19 protein-coding genes are annotated in these 21,825 nt (G+C 73.8%); 12 read left to right on the plus strand and 7 right to left on the minus strand.

The annotated features are described in order from the left end of the window. Positions 1-62: 62 nt before the first annotated feature. Both ACWCSV_RS01190 and ACWCSV_RS01195 read left to right on the plus strand, forming a co-directional pair. Positions 63-755 (plus strand): metal-dependent transcriptional regulator, encoded by a 693-nt coding sequence (locus ACWCSV_RS01190; protein WP_451137787.1) that lies wholly within the window; start codon positions 63-65, stop codon positions 753-755. 867 nt (positions 756-1,622) lie between these two features. Next, the gene (locus tag ACWCSV_RS01195; protein ID WP_451137971.1) at positions 1,623-2,507 is read left to right on the plus strand and encodes an alpha/beta fold hydrolase; all 885 of its coding nucleotides are present in this window, start codon (positions 1,623-1,625) and stop codon (positions 2,505-2,507) included. Between the two features lie 71 nt (positions 2,508-2,578). Here ACWCSV_RS01195 and ACWCSV_RS01200 read toward each other — a convergent pair whose 3' ends face one another. The 3 genes from ACWCSV_RS01200 to ACWCSV_RS01210 are packed head-to-tail and all read right to left on the minus strand — an operon-like array spanning position 2,579 to position 5,766. After that, positions 2,579-4,231: a transporter gene (locus ACWCSV_RS01200; protein ID WP_451137788.1), complete on the minus strand. Its 1,653-nt coding sequence runs from the start codon at positions 4,229-4,231 to the stop codon at positions 2,579-2,581. Further along, positions 4,228-5,040, minus strand: coding sequence for an ABC transporter ATP-binding protein (locus ACWCSV_RS01205; RefSeq protein ID WP_451137789.1), 813 nt, complete (start codon positions 5,038-5,040; stop codon positions 4,228-4,230). The genes ACWCSV_RS01200 and ACWCSV_RS01205 overlap by 4 nt, the downstream gene beginning before the upstream one ends. A gap of 39 nt (positions 5,041-5,079) precedes the next feature. Next, positions 5,080-5,766, minus strand: coding sequence for a bifunctional DNA primase/polymerase (locus ACWCSV_RS01210; protein WP_451137790.1), 687 nt, complete (start codon positions 5,764-5,766; stop codon positions 5,080-5,082). 374 nt (positions 5,767-6,140) lie between these two features. On the opposite strand from ACWCSV_RS01210, the gene ACWCSV_RS01215 reads away from it, so the two are divergent. Then, positions 6,141-7,523, plus strand: a complete 1,383-nt coding sequence (locus ACWCSV_RS01215; protein ID WP_451137791.1) for a transcriptional regulator — start codon at positions 6,141-6,143, stop codon at positions 7,521-7,523. A 411-nt stretch (positions 7,524-7,934) separates the two neighbouring features. After that, complete coding sequence (locus ACWCSV_RS01220) at positions 7,935-9,431, plus strand: hypothetical protein (protein WP_451137792.1); 1,497 nt, start codon at positions 7,935-7,937, stop codon at positions 9,429-9,431. Positions 9,432-9,546: 115 nt separating this feature from the next. Here ACWCSV_RS01220 and ACWCSV_RS01225 read toward each other — a convergent pair whose 3' ends face one another. Next, positions 9,547-10,869, minus strand: a complete 1,323-nt coding sequence (locus tag ACWCSV_RS01225) for an ABC transporter substrate-binding protein (protein WP_451137793.1) — start codon at positions 10,867-10,869, stop codon at positions 9,547-9,549. Between the two features lie 174 nt (positions 10,870-11,043). Between ACWCSV_RS01225 and ACWCSV_RS01230 the strand changes: the two genes are divergently transcribed. Further along, a complete protein-coding gene (locus ACWCSV_RS01230; RefSeq protein ID WP_451137972.1) occupies positions 11,044-11,490 on the plus strand; it encodes an SCO4402 family protein in 447 nt (148 codons plus the stop codon). Positions 11,491-11,518: 28 nt separating this feature from the next. After that, entirely contained in the window at positions 11,519-12,409 is an 891-nt protein-coding gene (purU, locus tag ACWCSV_RS01235) for a formyltetrahydrofolate deformylase (RefSeq protein ID WP_451137794.1), read from the plus strand. Between the two features lie 52 nt (positions 12,410-12,461). On the opposite strand, the gene ACWCSV_RS01240 is transcribed toward purU, so the two are convergent. Together ACWCSV_RS01240 and ACWCSV_RS01245 are read right to left on the minus strand one after the other, a co-directional pair. Further along, complete coding sequence (locus tag ACWCSV_RS01240; protein WP_451137795.1) at positions 12,462-13,931, minus strand: maleylpyruvate isomerase N-terminal domain-containing protein; 1,470 nt, start codon at positions 13,929-13,931, stop codon at positions 12,462-12,464. Continuing rightward, a complete protein-coding gene (locus ACWCSV_RS01245) occupies positions 13,928-14,548 on the minus strand; it encodes an RNA polymerase sigma factor (RefSeq protein ID WP_451137796.1) in 621 nt (206 codons plus the stop codon). The genes ACWCSV_RS01240 and ACWCSV_RS01245 overlap by 4 nt, the downstream gene beginning before the upstream one ends. Before the next feature lie 352 nt (positions 14,549-14,900). On the opposite strand from ACWCSV_RS01245, the gene ACWCSV_RS01250 reads away from it, so the two are divergent. The 3 genes from ACWCSV_RS01250 to ACWCSV_RS01260 all read left to right on the plus strand — a co-directional run bounded on the left by ACWCSV_RS01250 (position 14,901) and on the right by ACWCSV_RS01260 (position 17,138). Beyond that, a complete protein-coding gene (locus ACWCSV_RS01250; RefSeq protein WP_451137797.1) occupies positions 14,901-15,275 on the plus strand; it encodes an STAS domain-containing protein in 375 nt (124 codons plus the stop codon). Between the two features lie 104 nt (positions 15,276-15,379). Beyond that, a complete protein-coding gene (locus ACWCSV_RS01255) occupies positions 15,380-15,946 on the plus strand; it encodes an EF-hand domain-containing protein (RefSeq protein WP_451137798.1) in 567 nt (188 codons plus the stop codon). Between the two features lie 688 nt (positions 15,947-16,634). Continuing rightward, positions 16,635-17,138, plus strand: a complete 504-nt coding sequence (locus tag ACWCSV_RS01260; RefSeq protein WP_451137799.1) for an ATP-binding protein — start codon at positions 16,635-16,637, stop codon at positions 17,136-17,138. A 60-nt stretch (positions 17,139-17,198) separates the two neighbouring features. Here ACWCSV_RS01260 and ACWCSV_RS01265 read toward each other — a convergent pair whose 3' ends face one another. Continuing rightward, entirely contained in the window at positions 17,199-18,191 is a 993-nt protein-coding gene (locus ACWCSV_RS01265) for a GlxA family transcriptional regulator (protein ID WP_451137800.1), read from the minus strand. Positions 18,192-18,349: 158 nt separating this feature from the next. Between ACWCSV_RS01265 and ACWCSV_RS01270 the strand changes: the two genes are divergently transcribed. The 3 genes from ACWCSV_RS01270 (at position 18,350) to ACWCSV_RS01280 (ending at position 21,761) form a co-directional block, all read left to right on the plus strand. After that, positions 18,350-19,579 carry an MFS transporter gene (locus ACWCSV_RS01270; protein ID WP_451137973.1) on the plus strand — a complete coding sequence of 410 codons (1,230 nt, stop codon included), beginning with the start codon at positions 18,350-18,352 and terminating at the stop codon, positions 19,577-19,579. Continuing rightward, the gene (locus ACWCSV_RS01275; RefSeq protein WP_451137801.1) at positions 19,576-20,055 is read left to right on the plus strand and encodes a ribosomal maturation YjgA family protein; all 480 of its coding nucleotides are present in this window, start codon (positions 19,576-19,578) and stop codon (positions 20,053-20,055) included. The genes ACWCSV_RS01270 and ACWCSV_RS01275 overlap by 4 nt, the downstream gene beginning before the upstream one ends. 341 nt (positions 20,056-20,396) lie before the next feature. Then, positions 20,397-21,761, plus strand: coding sequence for an MFS transporter (locus tag ACWCSV_RS01280; RefSeq protein WP_451137802.1), 1,365 nt, complete (start codon positions 20,397-20,399; stop codon positions 21,759-21,761). Positions 21,762-21,825: the final 64 nt, after the last annotated feature.

A 21,825-nucleotide genomic window follows, 5' to 3' on the forward strand; every position in this document is an offset into this window, starting at 1 on the left:
GGCCACACGACTCAGCAACACGGCAGTATGACGTTTCACCGTCACAGTTATGAGGGGCACGAATGTCCGGACTGATCGACACCACGGAGATGTATCTCCGCACCATCCTCGAACTGGAAGAGGAAGGCGTGGTCCCGATGCGCGCCCGTATCGCTGAGCGGCTGGACCAGTCCGGTCCGACGGTCAGCCAGACGGTGGCCCGGATGGAGCGCGACGGACTGGTCCAGGTCGCCGGGGACCGCCACCTGGAGCTGACCGGGGAGGGCCGGCGCCTCGCCACCCGCGTCATGCGCAAGCACCGCCTCGCCGAGTGTCTGCTCGTCGATGTGATCGGCCTGGAGTGGGAGCAGGTGCACGCCGAGGCCTGCCGCTGGGAGCACGTGATGAGCGAGGCCGTGGAGCGGCGCGTGCTGGAGCTGCTGCGCCACCCCACGGAGTCCCCGTACGGCAACCCGATTCCGGGCCTGGAGGAGCTGGGCGAGCACGCCGAGGCCGATCCGTTCCTGGAGCAGGGCATGGTCAGCCTGGCCGAGCTGGACCCGGGCAGCGACGGCAAGACCGTCGTGGTGCGCCGGATCGGCGAGCCCATCCAGACCGACGCCCAGCTGATGTACACGCTCCGGCGCGCCGGGGTCCAGCCGGGCGCCGTCGTCAGCGTGACGGCGGCGGCGGGCGGCGTGCTGGTCGGCTCGGGCGGTGAGGCGGCGGAGCTGGACAGCGAGGTCGCCTCGCACGTCTTCGTCGCCAAGCGCTGAGCGACCCCTCCAGCGAGCGCGCGGGAGCATCCGCCGGAGCAGGGGTGCGCACGGCCCGGAGCGCGGGGGAGCTCGGGCGGGGATCGCGCGCCCCGGGTGCCGGTAAGGCGCCGGCGGGACGCCGATCGGCGCCGAGGGGCGTCGTACGGCCGCCGCGCCTGCTCTGAGCAGGGAAGAAATACCCACTACGCCCCGCGTCCCACCGCACGGGACCGGAGAAGCGGGCGTCACGGCCATCGAACCGAGACGTCCGCTTTCTCTTTTCCGTACGGAATTGCAGCGGCCGGGCGCCTCGCGTGCCAGGCTGAAGCCAGGCATATGACCTGAGGTCGCCGGCCGGGTGGGCCGTGCGGCAGGGGAGGAGCAGGGAATGCGCCCGTCGTACCAGCATGTGCAGCGGTACGCGCCCCCCGTGCGCCCACGTACGCCTCCACCGGGCACCGCTCTGGGCGGCCCGGTCCGCACGGCGGACTCCGCCGTCCGGTCCTCCGGCGGTCGGCCTCGGGTCGTGGAGCGCGTCGGCGCCGCCCCGGGGGCGTGCAACGGCGCACGCGCCCCCGCCGCGGTCGCGAGCACGGCGGAGGCGGTGGCCGGGAGGCCGAGACCCCGGCGCCCGGAGGCGCCAGGACCCGTCCTCCCCGGTGTCGACCCGGAGCCCCGAGCTCCCAGGGTCGTTCCCACGGACCGTCATCCCCGAGCGGCCCGCTCCCCGCTGAACATCTCCCCAGGTCGGCGGCGGCCAATCATGGAACGTAGTCACCCGAACGAGCGGTGTTGACCGCCGGACGCGCCGTTTTCGAATAAAGGTTCGATAGTGTGACGGTGAGGCCACCCGTGATCGAGAACCAGAAGGGGATGCCAGGACATATGGTGCGGCGCATCGATGTGACGGGCTCGGACGGCGTCCGGCTCGCGGCCTGGGAGTTCACCGATCCGCCCAAGGGGCGCGCGGAAGAGACGAGTGCGCCGGGGGTCTTACTGCTGCACGGACTGATGGGCCGGGCCACCCACTGGGCCGCCCAGGCCGAGTGGCTCTCGGAGCGGTACCGCGTGGTCGGGCTCGACCAGCGCGGCCACGGCCGCAGCGAGAAGCCCGCGGACGGCCCGTACACCCGGGACGCGTACGTGGACGACGTCGAGAGCGCGGTCGAACAGCTCGGCCTCGGCCCGGTGACCCTCGTCGGGCACGCCATGGGCGCCCTCTCCGCCTGGCAGTTCGCCGCCAAGCGCCCCGACCTCGTCCGGGCCCTGGTCGTCTGCGACATGCGGGCCTCCGCACCGGGCGCCGCCACCCAGCGCGAGTGGAGCGACTGGTTCGACTCCTGGCCGCTCCCCTTCGCGACCCTCGCCGCCGTCCGCAAGTGGTTCGGCGAGGACGATCCGTGGGTGGAGCGCCCCAACCCCGCACGCGGCGAGTTCTTCGCCGAGGTGATGGCCGAGGGCGACGACGGCTGGCGGCCCGTCTTCTCCCGCCGCCAGATGCTGCTGTCCCGGGCGACCTGGGTCCTGGACGCGCACTGGGAGGAGCTGGCGCAGGTCCGCTGCCCGACCCTGGTGCTGCGCGGGATAGACGGCCAACTGGGCCGCGCCGAAGCCCAGGAGATGGTCCGGGTGCTGCCGCTCGGGCAGTACGCCGAGATGCCCGACGCCGGCCACCTCGCCCACTACGACCGGCCGGAGGCCTGGCGCGCCGCGGTCGAACCCTTCCTGGCGGCACAGGCCGGCGCGTCCCCGGAGCCGGCGGTGTCCTGACGGGTGCGTGCGGGGCCCCGCGGCCCCGCACGCGGCTCGCCCCGTGCTGACCGCCGTGCCCCGCACGCGGCTCACCCCTTGCTGACCGCCGCGAGGATCTCCGGCAGCCGGGCCGCCGTGCGCGTCGCCGCGAGCCGCAGCCCCGCCCAGGCGGCGAGCAGGCCGTACGCCGCGCCCACCGGGACCACGACCCAGAGCGAGCCGCGGTCCGTCACGGTCAGCGCGATCGTCAGGGCGACCACCGGCGCGGCCACCACCACCGAGCCCACCATGCCGCCGGTGACCGAGATCCAGGCCAGTCCGCCCTGGCCCGGCGCCACGTTCTTGAACCCGCCGTCCTGCGGGACCGAGTACGGGAAGAGCGCCGACCCCAGCGCGCCCAGCCCGAGCATCCCGCCGAGCAGCGCGAACGACACCCCTACCACCCCGGTCAGCGACCCCCAGGAGCCGAGCAGCCCGGCGGTCACCGCGCCCACGGCCACGGTGTACGGCACGGTGACGACGGCCAGCGCCAGGGCGCGCGCCCGCAGCTCCTGGTACGCGTCCCGGGGCGAGGCGATGGTCTGCGCCACCATCCAGAAGGCGGAGGTGTCCTGGCCGAACTGGTTGTACATCTGCATTCCGAGCAGCCCCGGCGCGAAGCAGGCGAAGTAGACCGAGCCGGTGCCCTGGAGGGCGTTGAAGACGGGCACGATCAGCCCGACCGCCAGCGAGGTGATCCAGGCGCCCTTCGTCTTCGGGTCCCGCAGCACGTAGCGCAGGCTCCGGCCCATCACCGTCCGGGTCCGGCCCTCGGGCAGCAGCCGGCCGAGCCTTCCGCCCCCGCCGCCCCGGGCCTTCTCGCGCGACGGCCCGGCGGCGGCGATCGTCGAGCCGTCCGGGGCCGTCATCAGCGTCACCAGACCGCGCTGCCACCACCACAGGAGCCCCGCCAACGCCACGACCGAGACGAGGAGTTGCGCCACCGCCTCGCCGTAGGACCCGCCCGAGGCCGAGTCCACCGCGCCGACCGCCGAGGCGGCGGGCAGCCACCGCACGACGTCGGCCACCGGCTCCAGGGAGGAGAGCCCGCCCGCCCGTCCGATGCGCTGGGCGCCGAAGTTGACGAACTGGATGCCCACCGCGATCACCAGCCCGCTCAGCACCGCGAGATCACGGCCCTTGCGCGAGGTCAGCAGCCGGATGTTGGCCGTGGCGACGGACCGCGCCAGCGCCACGCAGATCAGCAGCGCCAGCGGTACGGCGACCACTCCGACGACCACCGCACCCGCCCCGTGCGCCACCGCGAGCACCGAACCCACCAGCAGGCAGAGGGCGAACAGCGGCCCGGCCCCGACGAGCGAGGCCGCCAGCAGGGCCCGTACCAGCGGACGCGGCCGGAGGGGCAGCATCACCAGCCGGCTCGGGTCCAGCGTCTCGTCCCCGCTCGGGAAGAACAGCGGCAGCACCGCCCACCCCAGCGCCAGCACCCCCGTGGCCGGCACCACCACGGTCGCCGCGTCCCGCCCCTCACCGCGCAGCAGCACCAGCCCCAGCAACTGCCCCGCCGCGATCAGCACCACCACGACCAGGGTCACCACGAACGCCGCCCGCCGCCCGGCCGACTGCCGCAGCCCGTTCCGGAGCAGCGCCAGCTTGAGCCGTACGAAGAGCGGGACGAGCCCCTCGGCCCCGGCCTCCGGAGCCGGGGCGACCGGGCCCGGCCGGCCGTCGAGGACGCTCATCGCCCGCCGCCCAGCCAGTCGAGGCCGTCCGCACCGTCCACCGCACGCGCACCCACCAGGTCCAGGAACGCCTGCTGCAGCGAGGGCGCCGTACCGCGCACCTCGGCGAGCGGGCCCTGCGCCTTGATCCGGCCCGCCGCCATCACCGCCACCCAGTCGCAGAGCGACTCGACCAGCTCCATCACATGGCTGGAGAAGACGACGGTGGCCCCGGAACGGGTGTACCGCTCCAGCACGCCCCGGATGGCCTGCGCGGAGACCGGGTCGACACCCTCGAACGGCTCGTCCAGGAAGAGCACTTCGGGATTGTGCAGCAGCGCCGCCGCCAGCCCGATCTTCTTCCGCATCCCGGTCGAGTAGTCGACGACCAGCTTGTGCTGCGCCCCGGTCAGATCGAGCACGTCCAGCAGTTGCGCGGCCCGCTTGTCGGTCTCGGCGCCGGTGATGCCACGCAAGCGGCCGTTGTAGGCGAGGAGTTCACGTCCGGAAAGCCGCTCGAAGAGCCGCAGCCCCTCGGGCAGCACCCCGATCTTCGCCTTCACCGCGACCGGGTCGGTCCACACGTCGTGACCGCCGATCTCGGCCTGCCCCATGTCGGGCCGGAGCAGCCCCGTCACCATGGAGAGCGTGGTCGTCTTGCCCGCGCCGTTCGGCCCGACCAGACCGATGAACCGGCCCGCCGGCAGGTCCAGATCGATCCCGGAGACGGCCACCTGCTCCCCGAACCGCTTCCACAGCCCCCGCACCCGCACGGCGGGAGGCGCCTGCGCGGCTTCCCCGGTGCTGTCCGTCTCTGTCCGGTCAGGCATGGCACGACCTCTCGCTGTCCCCGCTCTCGGGGGGCCAGCCTACGAAAGGCGTGTCCGCGCGTCCGCCGCTTCACGGGCACAGGCGTACGACAACGGGCTGACCAGCTCCTCCGCTTCGGGCAGCCAGCGGTTGGCGGCGGTGGGGCGGCGGGCCCACTGGACCGCGCCCCGGCCGCCGACACGGGTCGGCGGGGCGGCGACGTAGTGGCCCTCGCCCCGGGCGACGAGGTCGATCGACGCGGCGTTCCAGCCGAGGTGCATGACGAGGTCGGGGACCTTGGCGGCGGCGCCGGGGGAGACGAAGAAGAGCATGCGGCGGTCGGGGGTGCAGGTGGCCGGGCCGAGGGTCAGCTCCATCCGCTCCATCCGCGCGAGCGCCAGGAAGCCCGCCGACTCCGGCACGTCGATCACGTCGAAGCTCCGGCCGGTCGGCAGCAGGATGGAGGAGCCCGGGTGCTTGGACCACATCCGGCGGGCCGCCGCCCCGCTGCCGGTCGCCTGCCCCGCCCAGTCGGGGCGCAGGGCGTGCGCGCCGGGGAGGGCGCAGCCGGGGTCGCCGCAGCAGCACCGCTCGTGTCCGTCCACCGCCTCCAGCCAGCTGCCCGGGAACACGTCCCAGTGGCGTTCCTCCGTGTACCGGACGGCGGCGTCGAGCAGTTGCTCGCGGCGCTGCGGGGGGAGCGGGGCGTTCCCCGTGACTGTGATCGGCTTTTCCACGTCCAGCACAACTCCCCGCGCCACCGGGGGTTACGGTGCACCGGACCGCGGTGCCGGTGCATCGGCACCGCATACGGGGCGCACGGATGCACGGGCGGGGGCGCGTGCGGGACCGGGCGCCGACGGGTGGGTAGGGAAGGCCAGGGTCGTACCTGACACGGCCCGGGGCCGTGCGTCGGCCCGGTTCCCGGGCTGTTCCGGGGGCCGCGGGACGGGACGCACGGGTCTTTTGCGTGAAGTGGCCGAAAACAGCAGCTCTCGTGCCGGTCGTGCCGAATACAGAGGAATGAGCGCATTGCTTGAGTCGGCGACGGGCAGTGATGCCACCACCTGTCCGATGCCACCACCTGTTCACCTGTCACCGCGTTCTCCAGGGGGAGTCCATGGCAGCCAGACCACTCGTAGCCCGACAGCCGAACGAACGGCTCCAGACCCTCATCCAGGAGGCCGCGTGTTCCAACGCCGGCCTGGCCCGCCGGGTCAACATGGTCGGCGCGGAACGGGGACTCGATCTCCGGTACGACAAGACCTCCGTGGCCCGTTGGCTGCGCGGGCAGCAGCCCCGGGGCCGGGCGCCCGGGATCATCGCCGAGGCGATCGGCCGCAAACTCGGCCGCACGGTCACCATCGACGAGATCGGCATGGCCAACGGCAAGAACCTCGCCTCCGGCGTCGGCCTCCAGTTCGCCCCGACCGTGCTCGGCGCCATCGAGCAGGTCTGCGAGCTGTGGCGCAGTGACGTGGGCCGCCGGGACCTGCTCTCCGGCTCCACCGTCGCCTCCTCCGCCCTGGTCGAGCCCAGCCGCGACTGGCTGATCACCGGGACGGACTCCCAGGTCGCACGCAACGCCGGTGCCCGGGTGGGGCGTTCGGACGTGGAAGCGGTCCGTGCGATGACCGCCGCACTGGTCGACCTCGATCACCGGTTCGGCAGCGGGCACGTCCGCCCGGTACTGGTGCACTACCTCAACAGCGTGGTCTCCGGGCTGCTCTCGGGGGCTTACCGGGAGTCGGTGGGAAGGGAGTTGTTCGGCGCGGTCGCCCGGCTCACCGAACTCGGCGGCTACATGGCGATCGACACCGGTCAGCCCGGGCTGGCCCAGCGCTACTACATCCAGGCGCTCCGTCTCGCCCAGGCGGCGGGCGACCGGGCCTACGGCGGCTATGTGCTGGCCGCGTCGATGAGCCACCTCGCCGCCCAGCTCGGCAACCCCCGGGAGATCGCGCAGCTGGCCCGCGCGGCGCAGGAGGGCGCGCGCGGCCAGGTGACGCCGCGCGCCGAGGCGATGTTCCTCGCCGCCGAGGCGCGCGGGCACGCGGCCTTGGGCGACGCGGGCACCTGCGAGGAGGTGGCCGGCCGGGCGGTGGAGGCGCTGGAGCGGGCCGACGCGTCCTCCGGCGACGACCCGTCCTGGATCGCGCACTTCGATGAGGGGTACCTCGCCGACGAACTCGCCCACTGCCACCGTGATCTGGGCCAGGGCACCGCCGCCGCCCGCCGGGCGAAGGAGGCGCTCGCCGCGCTCCCCGAGACCAGGGCCCGCCGGCGCGGCATCGCCCTGGTGCTGCTCGCCTCCGCCCAGGTCCAGCAGCGCGAGGTCGAACAGGCCTGCTACACCGGCCTGCGGGCGGTGGAGCTGCTGGAGACGGTGCGTTCCAGCCGGGGCGCGGAGTACCTCGACGACCTCCAGCAGCGGCTGCTGCCGTACGGGGAGGAGTCGGCGGTCCGCGAGTTCAGCGCACGCCTGGACCTTCAGGCCGCCTGACGGGTGACGGGCCGGACGCGCGGGCGTGCGCGGGCGTCCGGCGGCTCGGACCTGGTGTCACCGCACGCGCCGTACGGGAAGGTGTGCGCCGACCGCACTCCGGTACGTGCGCGTGCGCCGGTGCCCGGACGACGTGGCGGATGTCTCGGTGCGGGCCCCGGCAGGGTGCGCGGGGTGCCGTCCCGCGCGAGCCGGGCGGGCGCGGGCCCGGCTGCCGCCACGCTCCTGAGCTGCGGGTTCCTCCGGTGCGCGGAGGCCCGTTCGCCGCTCGCCGCCCCGCGCCCCCGGGGGCGTCGCGCAGCCGTACGGGGCGTGAAGGGACGGTGCGGGCCGCGGACGCGCTTGGCGAAGCCGGGCAACCACCCGATAGCGTGAGCCGACGATTCCGTAGGTTGACACGTAGGAGTCCCGGTGACGCAGAGCGGACAGGGTGACGATCAGCAGCTTCCTGCTGTACGGCCCGCCCACGAAGGTGTCGTGCTGCCCGCGGACGGTGGTGCCCCCTGGAACCCCGCGGCGGCGAACGACCGCCCGCAGGAGTCCGCCCCGGCGGGCGGCTCCCCGTGGGACGGCCAGGCGTGGGGGTCCCAGGCGCCACAGCAGCAGCACCCGGGCACCCCGGCGCAGGGGCAGCACCAGCCGTCCCCCTATCCGCAGCAGGGCGGTTACCCGCAGCAGGGCGGGTACGGCGCCCCCGACCCGTACCAGCAGGCCCAGCAGACGCAGTACCTCCCGGCGTCCGGCGGTTACCAGGGCGGGCAGCCGAACCCGTATCAGCCGCCGCAGCAGGGCGGGCCGATGCACCCGGCGCAGCCGCAGCCGTTCGCGCAGCCGCTGCCGCCGGAGGCCGTACCGGGTGGTGCGCCGGGCGGGGACTCCGACGCCACGCAGTTCATCGCACCGGTCCCGGCCGGGCAGGACAGCGACGCGACCCAGTACATCCCGCCGACCCCGGGCGCCCCGTACGACATACGCCCGGGGGCACCGGAGGACCGGCGGCCCCCCGCGGAGTTCGACAACCTCTTCCGCAACGACGAACCGGCCGGCGCCACCACGCAGATGCCCCGGGTCGACCCCGCGCACCACCAGCAGCCCGCCCACCAGCAGTACGGCGGCCACCCCCAGGGGCAGCCCGCCGGACCGCCCCAGGGCTACCCCGGCGGCCAACTCCCGCCCCAGGCCCAGCAGCAGGGGTACACGCCCGGCTACCAGGGCCCTCAGGGGCCCCACGGGTACGAGAGCCCGCAGATGGCGTACGAGCCCGAGCCCGCGCCGCGCCGCAGGTCCGCGCACATCCCGCTCATCGCGGCCGTGGTGATCGGCTGCGCGGTCGTCGGCCTCGGCGCCGGCGCGCTGCTGAGCGGCGGCGGCGATTCGAAGGACGACAAGCAGCCGGTGGCCTCGGCGAGTTCACCGGGCGCCGACTCCTCCTCGGCGCCTGCCGCCGAAGACCCGGCGAAGCCGCAGGCGGTGGAGCTGGACAAGCTGCTCGCCGACAGCAACAACAGCCGGGAGACGGTGATCGGGGCCGTCGAGAAGATCAAGAGCTGCAAGGACCTGGACCAGGCGGCCTCCGACCTCAAGGACGCCGCCCAGCAGCGCCGTGATCTGGTGACCCGGCTGAAGAGCGTGGCGATCGACCAGCTGCCGGACCACGCCGCGCTCGCCTCCTCCCTGACCCGTGCCTGGGAGGCCTCGGCCTCGGCCGACGAGCACTACGCGAACTGGGCGCACCAGGCGAAGGGCAAGAAGGCGTGCAAGGGCGGCAAGGCCGCCAACACCAATGAGACGAGCAGGGCCGGCGTGAAGAGCGGCGAGGCGACCACCGCCAAGAAGCAGGCGTCCGGCCTGTGGAACTCCATCGCCGAGAAGTACGGCCTCACCAGCCGCGCCTACACGGAGCTCTGAGCCCCCGAGGAGCCCCGAAGCCCCCCTCCGGAGCCCCGGTCCCCGCACCTCGCGTGTGCGGAGCCCGGGGCTCCGGCGCTGCTCGGCCCCGGACGGCCTCGGCCCCGGACGGGCCTCAGCCCCGGACGGCCTTCGCGTCGGACAAGGTCTCCGTGACGTCCGTGAACCCCTTCTTCTGCGACACCAGCCGCCCCCCGCGGACCACCTGGAAGGTGACCGTGCCGTTGACGATCCGGGGGTACGCGGCCGAGCCGAGCATGTCCTGGTAGCGCCAGCGCAGTTCGGGGGTGAGGCCGCCGGTGTCCACCTTCAGCCCGTGGTTCAGCACCGAGGTGACCGCCGACGCGCCCACCTGGCCGTCGCCCAGTGCCTCGACGGCTGCCGCCAGCACGGTGTACGCGATCCAGGTGGTCTGCACGGCGGAGTCCGCCGGGTCGATGCTGTCGTCCTCGAAGGCGTACTTCCGGACCGCCTCGCGCATCGTGTTCCAGCGGGCGTCCGAGGAGACCGGGTACCAACCGGTGACGTACGCCCCCTCGAAGGGGCTGTCGCGCCCGCCGGTGCTGTCGATGAGCGGCTGGCTGACGCTGCCGAGCACCGAGGAGATCCGCACGCGGTCGTCGTCTCCGGGGAGCCGGCGGAAGGAGTCGAAGAAGGTACCGGTGCGGTCGCCGAGGACGGCGGTGACACAGCCGCCGTCCGCCGCGTGGAGCGCCTTCGCCGCCTCGGAGTCGTACGAGGTCGCGGCCTCGGGGGCGACCACGTCGGCGGCGGCGTGCCGGTGGCCCAGGGCCAGCCCGGCGTCGAGCAGCGCCGCCATGCTGTCCCCGGTGATGGAGTCGGGGCGGACCAGGGACACGGTGGCGCAGGAGCCCGCCAGCTGCCTGCCGTTGCCCGCCAGGAGCGCCGCCTGACCGCCGTTGACGGGGTACGACACGAAGCTCTGGAACTCCTCGTCGGACGCGCCGTACCCGCCGATGTACGGGATGCCGGCGGCCTCCAGCGGCGCCATGAAGGTCTGGCCGTGCCGGCTGTACGCGCCCACCACCGCCGTGACGTCCCGGTCGACGGCCTCCCGCGCGCACTTCTCGGCGCCCGCGAGGGAGTCCTCCTCGTCGCAGGTCAGCACCTTCAGCTCGTGCCCGCCGACACCGCCCCGCGCGTTGACCCACTTCGCGTAGGTGGAGGCGATCGCCGTCACCCCGGCCATCGTCACGGAGTCCGTGTCGTCGGATGCGCCCGGTGCCCAGGTCATCACCGTGACCGTGCCCCCGGAGTCCGCGGCCGCCCCGGGGAGCGCTCCGCAGCCGGACAGCAGCAGGGCTCCGGCCGTCGTCGCCCCGACGAGGAGCCGGCGCGTGCCCGCGGCCCCGGGGGAGCCGGAGGAGGGGGCAGAGCCGAGGGAACCGAGAAGTGGGGCGCGTCGCCGTCCGGTCATGGGAACGGAGCCTGCCCGGCCCCGGGTAACGGAGTCGTGTGCGAAGGGCAACGGCGCGTGGCGGGGCGGTGAACTCCGGGGGTCCGTACAAACCCGACGAGAGGGAACGTACGATCGACAACCGTGCACCCAGGTTCGGAGAACTCTTCCCGTCGAGGCCGCCGCTCCACCACCATGGACGGCATGCCGCTCAATGACATGCCGTGGTGGCGCTGGCGCAGCAACGTGCGCTCGGCGCTGCACATGCTCTCGGACCCCGTCTTCCACCAGGAGTGCTGGCTGGCCGGCCGGGAAGGGTACGGAGACGTCACCGACGCCGTGTACCGCCTGGTCGAGGACACCTGGCTGGACAACTGGTCCGCCGAGAAGTACATAGGGACGATCTTCCGCGACCCGGCCGAGGCCGCCGCCGTGGACGCCGCCGTGCTGCGGGTGCTGCGCATCATGCACCAGGTCGGCGCGGACGCCCCCGTCTCCGCCTACCTGGAGCACGCGGGGTGGCCGGAGGCCGTCCAGACCACCCGCGAGGCCCATGTGCTGCTCGCCACCAACGACGGCGACGACCCGGACGCCCCGCCGCGTTCGCTGGACGTCCTCCGCATCATGACCAGATCGGCCTGAGACCGGGCGGGTGTGGCAGGCTACGGGGATGACCGCGCCGCAGCCCGCTTCCCCCGCCCCGGACGCCGAGTCCGAGCAGTACGTCCTCATCCTGTCCTGCCCCGACAAACAGGGCATCGTGCACGCCGTGTCGAGCTACCTCTTCATGACCGGGTGCAACATCGAGGACAGCCAGCAGTTCGGCGACCACGACACGGGCCTGTTCTTCATGCGGGTCCACTTCTCGGCGACCTCGCCGGTGTCCCTGGAGAAGCTGCGGGCCAGCTTCGCCGCGATCGGCGACTCCTTCCACATGGAGTGGCAGATCCACCTCGCGTCGGAGCGGATGCGGGTCGTGCTGATGGTCAGCAGGTTCGGGCACTGCCTGAACGACCTGCTGTTCCGGTCCCGGATCGGCGCGCTGCCGGTGGAGATCGCGGCCGTCGTCTCCAACCACGAGGACTTCGCCGAGCTGGTCGGCTCGTACAACGTCCCCTTCCGGCACATCCCCGTCACCCGGGACACCAAGGCCGAGGCCGAGGCCGAGCTGCTGGAGCTGGTCCGCGCGGAGAACGTCGAACTCGTCGTCCTCGCCCGCTACATGCAGGTCCTCTCCGACGACCTCTGCAAGGAACTCAGCGGCCGGATCATCAACATCCACCACTCCTTCCTGCCGAGCTTCAAGGGGGCCCGCCCCTACCACCAGGCGCACGCCCGCGGCGTGAAACTCATCGGCGCGACCGCGCACTACGTGACGGCCGACCTCGACGAGGGCCCGATCATCGAGCAGGAGGTCGAGCGGGTCGGCCACGGCGTCACCCCGGACCAACTGGTCGCGATCGGACGGGACGTGGAGTGCCAGGCGCTGGCGCGCGCGGTGAAGTGGCACGCGGAGCGGCGCATCCTGCTCAACGGCCGCCGCACGGTGATCTTCGCCTGACGGCGCGGCTCCGGCCCGGCCCGCCCGTCGGCGTCCGACAGGGCCGCCCGCGTCACAGCCGGCTGAGCGAGGCCGCCGCGAACAGCACGTCCCGGATGGCCTGACGGTCGCCGACCTGCCCCGCGGCCGCTTCCACGGGCGGCACATGTCCCGCGACGAGCTCGCAGAACTCCACGCCGTCGAGGGCGATCTGGGCCACCGCGAGGTCGGCCGAGCCGACGGCGGCGGGCGAGTCCAGCGGGATGTACCAGTCCCCGCCGCCCCGGCCCTCCACTTCGAGGTGCAGCGAGCGCCCCGGCGAACCCGCCGCGACCAGCTCCTTCGCCGGGGAGGCCAGCCCCGCCCGGCGCCGTACCGCGAGCGCGCCGGGCAGCAGCCGGGCCGCGAGATCGACCATCCGGTTCAGATGCCCCGCGGCCGGCGGGGCGTACGGGTAGTGGACCGCCCGCGCGATGTCCCAGCCGTGCACCCAGCACTCGAAAGCCCGCTCCAGGAGCGAGTCCCGGACCGACAGCGAGAAGCTCCCGTACGAGACGGAGTCGTCCGCCACCGCGTGCTCGGCGAACGAGACCGTGCGCAGCAGGGTGTGGTTCAGGTCGCGCCACGGGGTGCGGACGGACCGGGTCGCCGGACGGGACGACTCCGCCCAGACGGCCTCCGTGCGCGCGGTCGGCGTACGGGGCAGGTCCCGCGGGCCCGACGGGTCGTGCAGGCCGAGCGCCTCGGCCACGATGCCGTCGACCGCCAGCAGATGGGCGATCACCCCGGCCACCGTCGTCTTCCGGGTGGCGGGCTTCTCTTCCTCGAACCACCGCAGCCGCACCGGCGCGTGCCACTCGGCGTCGCCGATGTCCCGGAGCAGCGCGTCGAGCCGGGCGGTCTCCGCGTCGTACGGCGCCGCCCACTCCGGCAGCGGGATTCCGGCCGGACGCCGTTCGAGGCAGGCCTCGATGACCCGGGAGCGTAGCTTCGGATCCAGGTCCAGCGAACGGTCGGTGTGCAGCAGCCCCACCGCGTCCCGCAGGCGCGTCCCCTCCTCGCGGCAGGGCTGGCACGCGGCGAGGTGCTCCTCGACGGTCGCGCTCTCCTCGGCCGAGCAGGCGGCCAGCGCCCATGCGCCGAGGAGGGACCGCAGCACGGAGTGCGAGGCCTCCGGCATCGGGATCACCGGCACGGGCACGGTCGGCAGCACGAACGGAGGAGGCTCCTCCGGCCGACGGCGGGGCCGCACCGCTTCATGCTCCGCTTCCGGGCCGGCCTCGGTCTTCTCGTGCGCCACTGCCCAGGCCCCGGTCCTGCCCTCGGCCTCCGCCGCCGGTTCGTTCTCCACCCCCGGGTTCTCCGCTTCCGGCAGGTCCGCCACGTCCGTCAGGTCCGCGAGATCCGCCAGGTCCGAAGGGAGCACCGGGCGAGGGACGGCGCCGAGGGCCAGGTCGTCCGGGGCGCTGCGCGGCCCCGGTATGCGCCGGGCGCGCCGCACCTCGTCCCCGGTGCCGCCGCGTCCGTCGTCGTGGCCGCTCACAGCGCACGTCCGTAGCCGGGCGGCGAGAAGCCGTCCACCGGTGCGAGGTTGGCGCTCGACAGCAACTGGAGCCCGAGCCGCAGTCGTCGGCGGGCCTCGATCTCGGTCACCCCGAGGTCGGCGGCGGCCTGCCGGTAGTCGCGGCGCTGGATGTACGCGAGTTCCAGCGCGGCCCGCAGCGGTTCGGGCATGGTGGCCGCGATGTAGTCGGCGCGGGCCGCCGCGGTCGCCTTGCGCAGGCGTTCGTCCAGGGCGGAGGTGGCCGGTGGGGCGTGGCCCGGGCCGCCCTCCGCGCCCTGTCCTGGCCGGTCCTCGTCCTCGTACGCCTCGGCCTCCTCCGAGCGCAGCCGCGCCACGGAGCGCCGGTGGGCCAGCCGGGCCACCCAGGACCGCATGGAGCCCAGCCGGGGATCGTAGGCGTCCGGGTTCTCCCAGACGTGAGTGAAGACCTCGCGGGTCACGATGTCCGCGGCGGCGTCGTCGTCGAGCATCCGGTGGGCCTGGCTGTGGACGAGGGCGGCGAACCGGTCGTAGAGCTCGCCGAGGGCCGCCGCCTCACCGCGGGCCAGCCGTTGCTGCATCCTGCGGTCCCAGCGGGGAGGTGCGCCGTACGCCATGAAACCCCCAGCCCTGCGCCCTGCGGTCGGTCCCGGAACGTGCCCCCGTGCCCCTCGTGCACCTTGAATGTAGTCCGCGACCCCGTCCGAACACGAACCTTTGCGCCAACTACCTCGCCGCAGGGCCGCTGAATGGTAATGGGGGCCGGGTGACGGGAGAGCGGGCGGAGGGCGGTGACGGGGTGGCTTCTTGCCGGTCGGGTGTCCGGCAAACCCGCGTGCACACGGAAGGGTGGCTCGGTGTTTCATGGAGGGGCGAATGGGCAGCCGCGAGGAGGAACGGAATCCTCCGCATCGACACCGGTACGGCACCGGTCTCGTCGGGAGCCCCCGGAACGAGAGGTCCAGTCGCGTGACGCTGAAGGTGGACGAGGCCGAGCAGGGCGATTGGACCGTGCTCCGGATAGACGGCGAACTCGACCTGGTGACATCACCCGTCGTCCGTCAGTCCGTGCACGGCGCCGTCGCGGCCGGCCGGCACCAGGTCGTCCTCGACCTGACGGAGGTCCTCTTCTGCGACTCCAGCGGTGTCGGTGTGCTGATCGCCTCCCGCCGTCTGATGAAGTCCTGCGGCGGCCGGCTGCGGCTCATCCTGCCTGCCCGGGGCGCCGAGGACGGATCCCACGTCAACCGGGTGCTCGCCGCGCTCGGCGTGCGCCGCCTCTTCGAGGTCTACCCCGACGCGGACGCCGCAGTCGACGAGACCGCTCAGCCGCTGCCGGCCTGAGAGACCAAGAGACCTCCGGTGCGGTGAGGTTGTCATACCGCGTCGTCACACGGACGTCGCGCCGCGGTGACACGTGACGCCCCCGGGCGTCGTACGCTCCCGCCATGGACAGCGCAGAATACGAGCGCAAGATCGCGCACCGCTTCGCCGCCTTCGACCAGGACGGCAGCGGCTACATCGACCGGACCGACTTCAACGCCGCCGCGGCCCGGCTGCTCGCCGAGTTCGGCACGACGGCCCGCTGTGACCGGGGGCAGGCCCTCTACAGCGGGGCGGAGGCCTTCTGGCAGGGCATGGCCGGGATCGCCGACGTCGACGGGGACCAGCGGGTCAGCCGCGAGGAGTTCGTCGGCGGCGCGGTGAAGCGGCTGCGGGACAGCCCCGAGCGGTTCGCGGAGATCGCCCGCCCCTTCCTGCGCGCGGCCATCGCCGTCGCCGCCGACGGCTCGGAGGGCCCCGCCTCCTCCGCCTTCTCGCCCCGGGGCACGTCCGCCTCCAGCACGGCCCCGGTCGACGCGGTGGAGCGTGTGCTGCGGGTGCTCGGTGCGGACGTGGACATCGCGCGCATCGCCGCCCGCAGCCTGGACACCGACCAGGACGGGCGCATCGCCGAGGACGACGCCGTGGCGGCCCTCGCCGCGTACGTCACCGTGGTCGAGCCGGACGCGTGAAGGCTCCCGTGCGCGGGCCGGTCGCCTGATTCCCGGGGCGGGCCGGGTGTCCCGAGGGGCAGCCCCGGGCTCCGTACGGGGCTGCCCCGTGCGAGCCCCCTGCGCCCCGGCCGCGCACTCCGTAGTGCGCCGGGCGTGCGGGTGGGCGTGCATTCGCTCAGGCGTCCTGTCTCCCTCTTCGCGCAGATGTCCGGCCCGGCCGCCCGCCGGCGGCGGAGCGAACCGTTCCGCCAGGGGTGAGCCCGCCCGCCGCATGCGGTGACGTGCGGTGACGTACGCGCGCCGCCGTCCGCGCCGAATCGGGCACGCCTCGTGATCATTTCGTCACCGGCAGGAGTCGTCGGCGTGCTCGGGTACGCTCCGTGGGATGCGAGAGCCAGTGGAACCGGACCTTCCGGAGGCAGCCCGCGCGGCGGTCGAAGACCGGGTGCGGGGCGTTGCCGGTACCTCGGGGAGCTGCACCGGGCCGGGCCGGACGGCGATGCCAGGGGTGCGGAGGGCCGTCTCGACGGCCTCCCGCCGAGTGCGCCGCACAGTATGCACCACGCGTACTCCTTCGCGCGTGAATATGCCCGAAGCGCTTGTTGCGGTGACTGTACGTCAACCATGCTGTCGCGCACAGGAATCACGTTCCGTGATCCTGAGGAGGCGCGAGGCGATGTGTCCGCCGGTTCGGATGGTGTGAGCGGTGCAGGTGCTTCAGGTTCAGCTGGAGGTCGGGGCGGATCCCGCAGAGGTGGGACGTGCCCGCAGATGGGCGCGGTCGCGCCTGGAAGGTTCGGGGATAAGGGATGACGAGCCGCTCGCCGAGACGCTCATCCTCCTGATCTCGGAACTGGTCACCAACGCGGTCGTGCACACGGGCTGTCCGGCCGTACTGCGGATGCTCTTCGGCCCGACCGGTGCGCAGGGGGCGGGCGGCACCGTGCGCGTGGAGGTGGCGGACGCCAGCGCCCGCCCGCCGAAGCAGCGGCACGCGGAGGGCGACGACACCAACGGGCGCGGCCTGGAGCTGGTCGACGGGCTCGCCGACCGGTGGGGCTGGATGCCCGAGGGCACCGGGAAGCAGATCTGGTGCGAGGTCGACCGGAACGGCCGCGCGGCCGCCAAGGAGTGCACGGAGACCCCGCCCCCGCTCGACTCCTACGACCCGCTGCTCGCCTTCACCGACCTCTACCCCGACCTGACCTGACGTCCGCGCGGGCGCCCCTTGCCGGCCCGGATGCGGACGACGGCCCCGGCCCGGAGCCGGTCACCCCCGGGTGCCGGCGGTCGCGCGGAAGGTTCTGCGGTAGACGGTCGGGGGAACGCCCAGCGCGGCCTGGAAGTGCTGGCGGAGCGAGGTCGCGGTGCCGAAACCGGACTGCCGGGCGATCCGGTCGATGGTGAGGCCCGAGGACTCCAGGAGCCGGCGGGCGTGCTCCACCCGCTGCTGGGTGATCCACTGGCCGGGGCTGATGCCGACCTCCTCGCGGAAGCGCCGGGTGAAGGTCCGTACGCTCATCGACTCCCGTTCCGCCATGTCCCGCAGCTGGATCGGCCGGTCCAGCCGGCCCAGCGCCCACGCCCGTGCGGCGGTGGTGCTGGCGAACCGGGTTTCGGGCACCGGGCGTTGGATGAACTGGCGCTGACCGCCGTCCCGGTGCGGGGGGACGACCGTACGGCGGGCCACGTCGTTGGCGACGGCGGTCCCGTGGTCGCGGCGCACCAGATGGAGGCAGAGGTCGATCCCGGCTGCCACCCCGGCCGAGGTGAGCACCTCCCCGTCGTCCACGAAGAGCACGTCCGGATCGACCCGGATCTTCGGGAAGAGCCGCTGGAAGTGGTCGGCGGACGCCCAGTGGGTGGTGGCGGGGCGGCCGTCCAGGTACCCGGCGGCGGCGAGGACGTACCCGCCGGTGCAGATCGCGACGAGCCGGGTGCCTGGTCTGATGCGGGCCAGCGCGGCGGCGAGTTCGCCGGTCAGGCGGCCCTCGCTGTGCACCGGGCCCAGTTCGTACGAGGCGGGGACCACGACCGTGTCGGCGGTGGCGAGGGCCTCCGGGCCGTTCCGGACCATCACGGAGAAGTCGGCGTCCGTCTGGACCGGGCCGGGCGGGCGGACGGAACAGGTCACCACCTCGTACAGCCGCCCGCCCGGGTCGTCGGGGCCGAGACTCCGGGCGATCCCGAAGATGCGCTGCGGGATGCCCAGTTCGAACGGGAGCAATCCGTCCAGGGCGAGCACGACCACACGGTGGGGCACGACGACCTCCTCGATTAATCCCTGGTGGTATAGACCTTCGCCTGGTACACCAATGCGGTGTGAGCGACAAGCAGCGGGGCGCCACCCGCATTCCCGCGTACAGCGACCTGGGGACGGCACCCTCCCCGCAGCAACCGGCCCACCGGCCGGACCCGACCATACTGCCGGCGGGATTCGGGGATCACGCGGTCCCGGCGGCCCCGCTCTGGAACCGCAACTTCCGGTACTTCTTCGTCGCCCGCACCGTCGCTCTCTTCGGGGACGGCATGATCCCCGTGGCCCTCACCGCCGGACTGCTCGGCGCGGGCCGCCCCACCTCGTCCGTGGGGTACGCGCTCGCCGCGTGGATGGCCCCGCTGGCGGTCTTCGTCCTCTTCGGCGGAGTGCTCGCCGACCGGTTCACGCCTCGCCGCATGATGGTCGCCGCCGACGCGCTCCGGCTGGCCGGGGCCTCGGTGCTGGCGGTTCTCTTCGCCACCGGCAACCCGCCCCTCTGGGCGGTCTGCGCGCTCAGCGCGGTCGCGGGCGTCGGCGCCGCGCTGTTCCAGCCGGGCGTCGCCTCGACCGTGCCCCGGATCTCCACCGACGTGCAGCGGGCCAACGCGGTGCTCCGGGTCTCCGAGGCCCTGATGACGATGGCGGGCCCCGCTTTCGCGGGTGTCCTGGTCGGACTGGCGAGCGCCGGAGCGGTGTACGTGGCGAACGCGGCCACCTTTGGCGTCTCCGGCGTCTGCCTCTTCCTGATGCGCCTCGCCCCCGCCCCGCACGACGACGCGCCACGCGGCGGATTTCTCGCCGAACTGGTCGACGGCTGGCGGGAGTTCCGCGCCCGGTCCTGGCTCTGGGGAGTGATCGTGATCTGGACGGTGTACGGCTTCGCCGTGCTCGGCCCGGCCCTCCCGCTCACCGCCGTCCGGATCACCGAGGGCCACGGCTCGGGGACGTACGGCGCGATGATGGCGGTCAGTGGCGCCGGCAGCGTCGTCGGCGGTCTGCTCGCCCTCCGGCTGCGCCCCCGACGCCCGCTGGCGGCAGGGGCGATGGTCCTCCCGGCGGTCGCCGCGAACCTGGTCGTGCTGGGCCTGGACCTGCCGGTGGCGGTGCTCGCCGCAGGCCAGTTGCTGACGGGCGCGGCCTCCGCGTTCTGGCTGGTGATGTGGTCCACGACGGTCCAGACGCACGTGCCGCCCGAAGCCCTGAACCGCCTGCACGCCTACGACGTGGCGGGTTCGCTCCTGATGGTCGCGGCGGGCCGCGCCCTGGCAGGACCGGTCGCCGAGGCGGTCGGCACGTCCCGGCTGCTGCTTGCGGGCGCGGTGGTCAACCTGCTCGTCGTGGTCGCGCTGCTCGGCGCCCGACCCATCAGCCGGCTGGAACGGGCCGGATGAGCGTGCCGCTACGGGACCGGCGGCCGGCCCCCTGGGGAGCCGCGGCGCGCACCCGCGGCGCCGCGGCGGCCTCCGCCGTGCTGACCGTCGCCGCCGCCCTCGCCGTCCGCGCCGTCTCGGACGGGGACCTCGGGAAGTACGCGGGCGACGCGCTCTACACCGTGCTGATCGGCGCCCTGGTGGTGCTGGCCGCCCCGCGCGTCCGTCCGGCGCCGGCCGCCGGGGTGGCCTTGGCGTTCAGCTGCTCCGTGGAGCTCGCCCAGCTGACCGGCGTACCGGCCGAACTGGCGGCCCGCTCGGGGGTGTTCCGGCTGGTGCTCGGCTCGACCTTCAACGCCCCCGACCTGCTCTGGTACGTGGTGGGCGCGGCGTTCTCATGGGCCGTGCACCGCTGGGCCGTGCGCCGCTGGGCGGTACGGCGGGTGGCGCCCCGGGCTCAGGCCACTGGGGGGCGGGACCGCGCCCCGGCCTCCTGAAGTTCCAGCCGCCCCAGCACGTGTCCGGTGGCGCGCCCGCGGTTGCTGCCGGAGACCCGGAGCGGGAGCGCGGCGCCGGTCACCGCGAAAGGCACCGAGAGGCCGAGGACGCCGACGAGCTCCGGCCACCGGCGTTCGTCCGCGCGGACGCACGGTGCCCTTCGCGGTGGGCGGGGTCTGCTGCCCGACACGGCTCGCCCGCACGGCAGTTCGGGTGTTCGGGCTCCGGCAGCCGATCGTACGCACCGCTCGCGGGCCCGTCGGCCCGTGGCCCGATCCCTTCGACAGGTGGCCTCCAGGCCACTCGCCCGTAAGCCCTCCCACGCCGGATGCTCTGACACGTGACCCAGACAACCGAAAGCGCCGCCCGGGGCGAGAACGAGGACCGGACCCCCGTCCCGGCCGCGCGCCGCCCGACGCCCTCCCGCCCGTCCCGCCTTCCGGCCGGTCTGCGGATCCACCGTGCCTGGATCGTCGCCGCCGTCACCTTCGTGACGATCATCGGCGGCGCGGCCTTCGCCTCGCTGCCGGGTCTCCTCATCGACCCGCTGCACACGGAGTTCGGCTGGTCGCGCGGCGAGATCGGCCTCGCCGTCTCCGTCGACCTCGCGCTGTACGGGGTCACCGCCCCCTTCGCCGCCGCGCTGATGGGCCGGTTCGGCATCCGGCGGGTGGTGGCCGCCGCGCTGACCGTGGTGGCGGCCGGGGCACTGGGCTCCGTCTGGATGACCGCCTCCTGGCAACTGCTGGTCTACTGGGGCCTGCTGGTCGGCCTCGGCACGGGCTCCATGGCGATGTCCTTCTCCGCGATCGTCACCGACCGCTGGTTCGTCGCCCGGCGCGGTTTGGTCACCGGCATCCTCACCGCCGCCGGGGCCTCCGGCCAGCTGGTCTTCCTGCCGCTCTGCGCCTGGATCGTCAAGGAGCACGGCTGGCGACCCGCCTCGGTGACCGTCGCGCTCGCCGCGCTCGTCGTCGTCCCGCTCGTCTGGTTCCTGCTCCGCGACCACCCCGCCGACGTGGGCCTCGCCCCCTACGGCGGTACGTACACGGAGCGGCCCGCCCCCACGCGGGGCGCCGCGGCCAGGGCGCTGCGGGTGCTCTTCGACGCGGCCCGCACCGGGCCGTTCTGGCTGCTGGCCGGGGCATTCGCGATCTGCGGCGCCTCGACCAACGGCCTGATCCGCACCCACTTCGTGCCCTCCGCCCACGACCACCACATGCCGGTCACCGCCGCCGCCTCGCTGCTCGCCGTCATCGGGGTCTTCGACATCGTCGGCACCGTCTTCTCCGGCTGGCTCACCGACCGCTTCGACTCCCGCCGCCTGCTCGCCGTCTACTACGCGCTGCGTGGGGTCTCGCTGCTCTTCCTGCCCATGCTGATGGCGCCCTCGGTGCACCCGCCGATGGTCTTCTTCATCGTCTTCTACGGCCTGGACTGGGTCGCCACCGTCCCGCCGACGATCGCCCTCTGCCGCGAGCAGTACGGCGACGACAGTGCGATCGTCTTCGGCTGGGTGCTGGCCTCGCACCAGATCGGGGCGGCCGTGGTCGCCTTCCTCGGCGGAGTGGCCCGGGACGCCTTCGGCTCGTACGACGTCGTCTGGTACGCCGCCGGGGCGCTGTGCGCGGTGGCCGCCCTGATGTCCCTCGTCGTCCGCCGCACCCCTCTGCCCGGGGGCGGGAAGGCGGTGGCGGCGGCCTGAGCGGTACGACCCCGACCCGCACGCGTCAACTCCCGTGCGGCGTGCGGCGATCGGCGTGAGAACG

This window comes from Streptomyces sp. NPDC001770, from assembly GCF_053596135.1.

Excerpts from the sequence above, each read along its gene's own strand:
- ACWCSV_RS01190 (WP_451137787.1), top strand. The coding sequence starts at position 63 with ATGTCCGGACTGATCGACACCACGGAGATGTATCTCCGCACCATCCTC.
- ACWCSV_RS01195 (WP_451137971.1), top strand. The coding sequence starts at position 1,623 with ATGGTGCGGCGCATCGATGTGACGGGCTCGGACGGCGTCCGGCTCGCG.
- ACWCSV_RS01200 (WP_451137788.1), bottom strand. The coding sequence starts at position 4,231 with ATGAGCGTCCTCGACGGCCGGCCGGGCCCGGTCGCCCCGGCTCCGGAG.
- ACWCSV_RS01205 (WP_451137789.1), bottom strand. The coding sequence starts at position 5,040 with ATGCCTGACCGGACAGAGACGGACAGCACCGGGGAAGCCGCGCAGGCG.
- ACWCSV_RS01215 (WP_451137791.1), top strand. The coding sequence starts at position 6,141 with ATGGCAGCCAGACCACTCGTAGCCCGACAGCCGAACGAACGGCTCCAG.
- ACWCSV_RS01225 (WP_451137793.1), bottom strand. The coding sequence starts at position 10,869 with ATGACCGGACGGCGACGCGCCCCACTTCTCGGTTCCCTCGGCTCTGCC.
- ACWCSV_RS01230 (WP_451137972.1), top strand. The coding sequence starts at position 11,044 with ATGGACGGCATGCCGCTCAATGACATGCCGTGGTGGCGCTGGCGCAGC.
- purU (WP_451137794.1), top strand. The coding sequence starts at position 11,519 with ATGACCGCGCCGCAGCCCGCTTCCCCCGCCCCGGACGCCGAGTCCGAG.
- ACWCSV_RS01245 (WP_451137796.1), bottom strand. The coding sequence starts at position 14,548 with ATGGCGTACGGCGCACCTCCCCGCTGGGACCGCAGGATGCAGCAACGG.
- ACWCSV_RS01255 (WP_451137798.1), top strand. The coding sequence starts at position 15,380 with ATGGACAGCGCAGAATACGAGCGCAAGATCGCGCACCGCTTCGCCGCC.
- ACWCSV_RS01275 (WP_451137801.1), top strand. The coding sequence starts at position 19,576 with ATGAGCGTGCCGCTACGGGACCGGCGGCCGGCCCCCTGGGGAGCCGCG.